The organism is Acinetobacter sp. RF14B, assembly GCF_006864105.1.
Classification (GTDB): Bacteria; Pseudomonadota; Gammaproteobacteria; order Pseudomonadales; family Moraxellaceae; genus Acinetobacter; species Acinetobacter lwoffii_C.
Genome location: NZ_SMTB01000105.1, coordinates 1 through 7,330, shown reverse-complemented (window position 1 = coordinate 7,330; position 7,330 = coordinate 1). Strand labels below are relative to the sequence as shown.

Below are 7,330 nucleotides of genomic sequence, written 5' to 3'. Positions count from 1 at the left end.
GCCAGACGTGCAGCACGGACTTTGGTCAGCATACCGCCACGACCAAATTTGCCGCCGCCACCCGCCATATCAAACAGGCTTTCATCCATTGCACGAACCGTATGGAACAGTTTGGCATCGGGATTTGAGCGCGGGTCAGAATCAAACATACCTTCCTGATCTGTCAAAATAATCAGCAAGTCTGCATGCACCTGACCAGCCACCATCGCCGCCAGAGTATCGTTATCACCAAAGCGGATCTCTTCGGTAGAAACGGTGTCATTTTCATTGATCACCGGAATCACGCGCCAGTCAATCAGGTTCTGCAAGGCATCACATGAATTGAGATAACGACGGCGATCTGCCAGGTCATCATGGGTCAATAACACTTGTGCAGTTTGAATCTCGTGCTTTTCCAGTACACTTGACCATGTCTGGATCAGGCCCATTTGTCCGATTGCAGCACAGGCCTGAAGACTGGGTAGATCGGTGGGTCGACTCTCAAGTTTCATCCGAACCATCCCTTCAGCCACAGCACCTGAAGACACCAAAATAATTTCGTGTCCAGCATTGTATAAATCTGCAATCTGTCCCGCCCAATGCGAGATCGCATCCAGATCTAGTCCCTGCCCATTTGCTGTGAGTAAAGATGATCCGATTTTCACAACGATTCGTTTACAACCCTTGAGCTGACGTTGCCCATCTACCACTTCTATCATCTTGTCCTCAGACTTTTTTCTACAGAATTAGCGTACGTAGTACACTTCTACATCATCATCGCCATCTTCATCATCTTCGTCATCCAGCGCACCGGCAAGACGTTGCTGACGACGCATCTCACGATACGCTTCTTTGGCAGCGATGGTTTGTTCACGTGTTTCAGCCTCCAGCTGATCACGGAATGCTTTCATCTCTGCTGCATATTCCGGATCTTCAACTTCGCGTTCGCGCTGCTCTTCGATCTGATCCATCAGGTAGTAGACGACCTCTTTGGTTCCTTCAGCCGTCAAGCCTGAGGTCTTAAAGACCGGACCTTCCCATTGCAATTCTTCCAGAATGTGATTACACCACTCTTCACGTGACTCTGCTGGAAGCTGATCAACCTTGTTCAACACCAGAACAATCTGCAATTTTGACAATGTCGGGGAGAATTTTTGCAGCTCGTTCATAATCGCACGGGCATTATAAGCAGGGTCGGAACCGTCAATTGGCTGGACATCCACAATGTGCAGTAAGATACGGGTACGTGCCAAATGTTTCAGGAAGCGAATCCCCAAGCCTGCACCTTCGGAAGCTCCTTCGATCAGCCCCGGAATGTCTGCCATTACAAATGAACGGTAACGATCTGCATCAACTACACCCAGATTTGGCACCATAGTCGTAAACGGATAGTCTGCCACTTTTGGTTTGGCTGCCGAGACTGCGCGGATAAACGTTGATTTGCCTGCATTTGGCATACCCAGCAAGCCCACATCTGCGAGTACTTTCAGCTCGAGACGGATTTCGCGGAATTCACCTTTGACACCATGCGTACATTTACGCGGAGAACGGTTGGTCGATGATTTGAAGTGTGTATTCCCCAAACCGCCCTGACCACCTTGAGCCACTAGAACCTTTTGACCATTTTCAACCAGGTCACCAATAATATCGCCCGATTCAGAATCAACGATAGTTGTTCCTACTGGAACTTTTAATACGACTGATTCGCCACCACGACCAGCACAGTTTGCGCCAGCACCGTTTTTACCACGTTCAGCGCGAAATTTACGGGTATAACGATAATCTACAAGGGTACTGGTGTTGTCATCAGCTTCAATATAAATGCTGCCGCCACGACCACCATCACCACCATCCGGACCACCAAATGGTACAAATTTTTCACGGCGAAAACTGGCTACGCCATTGCCACCGTCGCCAGCCTCTACGGTAATGACTGCTTCATCAACAAAGCGCATCTTGCCAATCCTCTAAAATCTTTAAAACCGCCTATTCTGCCATATTTTAAAGAATTTCACGACTAAATTTATGTACTATTCCAACGAGAACGCTTATTTCTTCAATATTTTCGTCAAGCTGGCTTAAAAGCTTTAAATCTCTGAGATTTATTCATTTAACTGCACTAGTCAACTATATGCCCTATCAATGAGCTTGGTGTTTTTAGTTATTTCTGATTTAGCCGCTCTCTGCTTAGAATGCTGTCAGTTTTACAAGAGTCCAGTGTATGTCTGCAAATGTTTCACAGGATGCCAAGTATCCTTTGTCATCACAACTTGTACTCTTGATAGAGTGCGTATATTCTTTTCAAGGATAAACAGCAGCGGCTCTATAGATTTATATCAACCTAGCCGTTAAACAATGAAAGATTATGGGAACTCAAGCTTTATCGACGCTTGAGCACTTAAAATAAATAGTCCCTGATAAAATCAAGCCAGTCACGATATTATGAATCGCTTGATCACTGAATATACCAATCTTTTCATTCCAACTCTGGCAAAACAATTTAAAACCTATGGGCTAATACGCGATTTATTATCTAAAATTTCCGGTAAACTTCGCTCTACCCAGCCAATCAGATAATTCACTTTTTCAGCCGCCTGCGAACCTAATATGGTTAGCTGATATTCTACTTTCGGCGGTACCACCGGATAGACGGTTCTTAAAATAAAACCATCCTGCTCTAACATTTTTAAAGTTTGCGCCAGCATCTTTTCACTGATTCCTTCAATGCGCTGCTTTAATTCACTAAAGCGATGTACTCCCTCACTTAAGCAACGCAAGACCAGCACTGACCACTTGTTGGTAAGATGCTCCAAGATCCCTCGTGACGGACAATCTACAGATAACACTTGACCAAGCAATTTACTGGTTTCATAAGTCGCCATAAAGTCCTTCCCTTTAATCAAAAATCTTACTTTTTGTTATGTACTTACATTAAGTAAGTTATCAAAACAGGATTGAAGCCACAAGTTTATTTTTCCCAAAAATTAATCACTTTAATATAGAGGCTTTTAAGGGTGAATCTGCTTCAGGGGCAACTGCATGTGCATCTCCAAATTGGCTTTGGTATTTCGTTCGATATTCCGCATGGTGGCATGAAAGGTGGTGATTTTACGCATAGTCATCGGGTCATTCATTTCAAGCTGAGGTTTAAAATCATGTTTTACCTGTAAATGTAAGGACTCATCAAAGCCTAAAAATACGGGCCCATCAAACAGGATTCTGATGGGAATCCGATAATTTTGTTTCAGCTGAAATGGTAGATCCAGACGAATCGGCACATCCATTTTTAAAGGAAAGGTCGGCAATAACTTATTTTGGTAGATCAGATTGGTGGAGGTTTCAAGTGACATCATCTGATCGACTTTAATCATCGTTTTATAATCGATATTTACCGAAACTGGTACTACAACGGCAAACTGTAAATTTGCCCGATATTTGCCTCGTAAAGGTAAATCGAGTCCACGATTAATGTTAATCTCTGTGTCCAGCTTTCCTTGGGCATGGGTCTGTAAATGATTTCCAATTGAAATTTTAGTGGGCAATGCGTCTGGTAATCTGACTGAAGCATGCTGTGCCTTGATATGCATGCTGGCCTGTATATTCAGATAGAACCAGAACAGCACGGCAATACTGCAAGTCGTAATTACAAACAGAATCGCCCATATACGAATAGAAATAGGCATACTTTTCCCTCCTATTCATTGGCTGTATGAATTGCTGAGGGCGTCGGTGTTCGCTTGAGCTTCAAGCTATCCAAAGCAATTTCCAACTCACCTTGCTGAATCGTAATTGGCAAGGTGTTTTGTACATCTACACTCGCTTGTAATGCAGTTTGAATAGGTACATTCAGATGCCCCTGAATTGGAATACTGGTTTTTAATGTAGTATTAAGTGGAATATTCAGATTTTCTTTTAATACCGTTTTTACAGGTGCATCAAATTTCAAATGGACTTTTTGCTCCAGTGGAACCTTCAGTTGCAGAGGAACGTCCAGATCAATCGGAATCGTGCCTTTGAGTGGCAAGCTAATATCCTTTCCTAAGACATTTACCTTAACCCGGGTATCAATCGGGATATTTTGCTTTACCTTTAATACCTCATTAACCGGAATAACCGTTTTAATCGGCACATAGTTATCAAAGTACACGCGCGGGGTCAGTGATTGGGTTAAAGGAATATTGAGATTTTCTTGAATGGGAATTTCAGCATTTACATTTCCCTGAACATCCACATTTAAAGCATCATGAATTTTAACCTCAGCCTGCAAAGGCTCTTTCAAATCAATACTTACTTGCTGATCTTGTAATGGAATATAAATCTTAAAATACTGAAACACCCAAATGCCAATTAAGAGTCCACACAAGGTCGCAAAAAAAATTAAAGTAATGGCAGCAATTATATATTTAGATCGCAAAAGGCTATCCTTATCCTCTTGGTTAACACTTTATTGTGAACACAAATATTTTATGTTTTGCTATTTTTTGTATAGGATTTTTAACCCGAATCGCGGCTAAGAAATTAACTGGAAAAATAAAAAGACTAGAGCTAGCTGTTGAGTTCCCCCCAACCTTAAGCGCTAGTGCTAAGGTTTAATAGGAGCGAATTATGCTGTGCAGTAAAAGTTCAATGGGCTGGTTTTATGGCTATAGGTTATCTCTTGCGATGAATCGATTGGGTGAAATCGCCTGTTCTGCTTTATCGAATGGGCATATTGCTGACAAAAGGGTTGAGCAATTGGTCGAAGGTTTAGCTATAAAGCTTCATGCAGTTCATGGCTATATTAGCCAACAACTCAAAAGCAGGTTAATAGATCAACGAATTGATTTAATTATATACCGTCGAAAGAACAGACAGGCTGTTCAACTCAGTACATCAGATAAACATCACTTAAAACAACGCTATAAAATAGAACCGCTATTCAGTTCAGCTTTTTGCAAGGCCAATCCAATTTAGTGACGAGTAAAGCACCTAGTCTTCATGAGTCTATCAGTAGAATTTATGCATGGTTATGCGCATATCAATGAATTCATCGCAACAAGCCAATAATTCAGGTTATGGAATCATTGGCTTAAGCCGGATTCGGTTTTTTTACAATAACTTTCGATTATTTATAACAAAGCGAATCTATATATTGCCTAGTCCAGGCGGGCCAGCATTTTTCCAACGTTTTTTCAAAGTTTACATTGTCTATTTGCCACTGCGGATTTTTATCTTTATCAATGATCAGTGCACGTACACCCTCGATGAAATCGCCCTGCTCTAACCAGATATCTTGCAAATCCCGTTCTAACTGCATACATTTTTCCAGCGACAGATTCTGACCGGTTTGCTGTAATTTCAGACTGACTTGTTTTGCCATCCGCGGACGTTGCTGCAAGAGGTCCAGCATTTTCTTGGCCCAGTCCTGATCAAGGGCATCCCTTGTATGAGCCAGACTATGTTCAATTTCCTCCAGACGCGGATAAGAAAAATGTTTGTTAATCAGTCCGATACGTTTTTGCAACTCGCTTTCTACCGGATGGGTGATAAACGCACTGATGATTTTACGGATTTCCACCGGATTTAAAATAGGCGCAGCGCTCAATGCCGCTTCTAGTTTAGCAAAATTTTCACTCGGCACATGATAATCGACCAGATCCAGATATAACGCATCGCTACTGCTGATCTGCTCACCAGTCAGTGCCATATAAACGCCAACTTCATCCAGTCGGGACAGGAAATGGGTGGCTCCCACATCAGGGAAAAAGCCAATCGCCGTTTCTGGCATGGCAAAGCGTGATTTTTCACTGGTCACTTTAATATGACATGCCTGCGCCAGTCCAAAGCCTCCACCCAGAACATAACCATCCATCATCACGATGACGGCCTTTGGGAAATTGCGCAGTGTGCTCAGCATCGTATATTCAGTGGCAAAAAAGTCCTGATATTGGGTATTGCCTGCCTGATAACTGTCATACAGATAGCGGATGTCTCCTCCGGCACAGAATGCCTTGGGACTGTTAGAATTGATCAGAACCGCTTGCACCTCTGGATCATGGCGCCACTGATCTAATTGTGACTGAATACCTTGAATCATCTGTAGGGTTAAGGCATTTAAATGGCTAGTGCGGTCCAGGCTGATGATGCCCAGAACTCCCTGTACGCTAATCACTAAATTATTTTCAGCACTCATTATTTTTTTCCTATTCTTTTTTATTGATGGGTAAATTTGGCTGGACGTTTTTCAACAAAGGCCTGCATACCTTCTTTCTGATCAGAACCAGCAAAAATAGAATGAAATACCCGTCGTTCAAAGCGTAGACCTTCGGCCAGACTGACTTCAAAAGCCCGGTTAATCGATTCTTTAATCATCATCACTGCAGGCAAAGATTTTTCAGCAATTTTTTCTGCAGCTTGCAGCGTCTGTTCCAACAATTCTTCTTTGGCAAAGACACGAGCCACCAGACCACTTTGCTCAGCTTCTTGTGCGCCCATGTGACGTGCGGTCAGGCACATTTCCATGGCTTTGGCTTTACCAATGGCCAGGGTCAAACGCTGCGTTCCGCCAATGCCGGGCAACACGCCTAAAGTAACTTCAGGCAAACCAAACTTTGCATTATCGGCACAGTAAATAAAGTCACACATCAGCGCCAGTTCACAACCACCACCCAAGGCATAGCCACTCACTGCGGCAATTAACGGTTTACGGCGCTGGGCAATTCGATCGGCCAGACTGAAAAAATCATCCAGATAAATTTGTGGAAAATTTAAATCTGCCATTTCTTTGATATCGGCACCGGCAGCAAAGGCTTTTTCCGAACCGGTAATCACCATACAGCCAATCTCTGGGTCTTTTTCCAGCTGATCCAGTGCCTGATTGACTTCAACAATCAGCTGGTTGTTCAGTGCATTTAAGGCTTGCGGACGATTTAAAGTAATCAGTCCAACCCCGCTACGCTGTTCAAGTAAAATCGTTTGCCATTGCATGATAAAAATCCCTTTAAAATTATAAACTGCGTGCAATTACCAGACGCTGAATATCGCTAGTGCCTTCATAAATCTGACAAATCCGCGCATCGCGATAAATTCGTTCAATCGGAAAGTCTTTCAGATAACCGTAACCGCCAAAAATCTGTAAGGCTTTGGAACAGACACGTTCGGCCATTTCCGAAGCAAAGAGCTTGGCCATAGAGGCTTCGGTTAAACAGCTTTCACCGGTTTCCTTTTTACGTGCAGCAAAATGCACCAGTTGGCGCGCGGCTTCAATTTCGGTGGCCATGCTGGCTAACCGAAAAGAGATTGCCTGCTGTTCAAAAATCGGTTTGCCAAAGGCCACGCGGTCATGAGCATAAACAGTGGCTTCTTCTAAAGC

General features: G+C 43.2%; 8 protein-coding genes and 1 pseudogene. 1 reads left to right on the top strand and 8 read right to left on the bottom strand.

Features of this window, described 5'->3' with window-relative positions; all coding sequences use genetic code 11:
• The 5 genes from proB to E2K52_RS12525 form a co-directional block, all read right to left on the bottom strand.
• Positions 1-698: glutamate 5-kinase (gene proB / locus E2K52_RS12545; protein ID WP_151205406.1), on the bottom strand; the 698-nt coding region annotated here is incomplete at its 3' end.
• 27 nt (positions 699-725) lie between these two features.
• Entirely contained in the window at positions 726-1,934 is a 1,209-nt protein-coding gene (gene cgtA, locus E2K52_RS12540) for an Obg family GTPase CgtA (RefSeq protein WP_151205405.1), read from the bottom strand.
• Positions 1,935-2,486: 552 nt separating this feature from the next.
• Positions 2,487-2,861 (bottom strand): winged helix-turn-helix transcriptional regulator, encoded by a 375-nt coding sequence (locus tag E2K52_RS12535; protein WP_151205404.1) that lies wholly within the window; start codon positions 2,859-2,861, stop codon positions 2,487-2,489.
• Positions 2,862-2,987: 126 nt separating this feature from the next.
• The gene (locus E2K52_RS12530) at positions 2,988-3,662 is read right to left on the bottom strand and encodes a hypothetical protein (RefSeq protein ID WP_151205403.1); all 675 of its coding nucleotides are present in this window, start codon (positions 3,660-3,662) and stop codon (positions 2,988-2,990) included.
• Between the two features lie 11 nt (positions 3,663-3,673).
• Positions 3,674-4,393 (bottom strand): MFS transporter, encoded by a 720-nt coding sequence (locus E2K52_RS12525; RefSeq protein ID WP_151205402.1) that lies wholly within the window; start codon positions 4,391-4,393, stop codon positions 3,674-3,676.
• A 203-nt stretch (positions 4,394-4,596) separates the two neighbouring features.
• On the opposite strand from E2K52_RS12525, the pseudogene E2K52_RS12520 reads away from it, so the two are divergent.
• Positions 4,597-5,003, top strand: a pseudogene (locus tag E2K52_RS12520) (transposase); the annotation flags it as partial.
• 80 nt (positions 5,004-5,083) lie between these two features.
• Here E2K52_RS12520 and E2K52_RS12515 read toward each other — a convergent pair.
• The 3 genes from E2K52_RS12515 to E2K52_RS12505 form a co-directional block, all read right to left on the bottom strand.
• The gene (locus tag E2K52_RS12515) at positions 5,084-6,151 is read right to left on the bottom strand and encodes an enoyl-CoA hydratase/isomerase family protein (protein ID WP_151205401.1); all 1,068 of its coding nucleotides are present in this window, start codon (positions 6,149-6,151) and stop codon (positions 5,084-5,086) included.
• 20 nt (positions 6,152-6,171) lie between these two features.
• Positions 6,172-6,945 carry an enoyl-CoA hydratase gene (locus E2K52_RS12510; protein WP_151205400.1) on the bottom strand — a complete coding sequence of 258 codons (774 nt, stop codon included), beginning with the start codon at positions 6,943-6,945 and terminating at the stop codon, positions 6,172-6,174.
• Positions 6,946-6,964: 19 nt separating this feature from the next.
• Positions 6,965-7,330 (bottom strand): acyl-CoA dehydrogenase family protein (locus E2K52_RS12505; protein ID WP_264765944.1); only part of this gene is annotated, 366 nt, incomplete at its 5' end.

Excerpts from the sequence above, each read along its gene's own strand:
- cgtA (WP_151205405.1), bottom strand. The coding sequence starts at position 1,934 with ATGCGCTTTGTTGATGAAGCAGTCATTACCGTAGAGGCTGGCGACGGT.
- E2K52_RS12535 (WP_151205404.1), bottom strand. The coding sequence starts at position 2,861 with ATGGCGACTTATGAAACCAGTAAATTGCTTGGTCAAGTGTTATCTGTA.
- E2K52_RS12530 (WP_151205403.1), bottom strand. The coding sequence starts at position 3,662 with ATGCCTATTTCTATTCGTATATGGGCGATTCTGTTTGTAATTACGACT.
- E2K52_RS12515 (WP_151205401.1), bottom strand. The coding sequence starts at position 6,151 with ATGAGTGCTGAAAATAATTTAGTGATTAGCGTACAGGGAGTTCTGGGC.
- E2K52_RS12510 (WP_151205400.1), bottom strand. The coding sequence starts at position 6,945 with ATGCAATGGCAAACGATTTTACTTGAACAGCGTAGCGGGGTTGGACTG.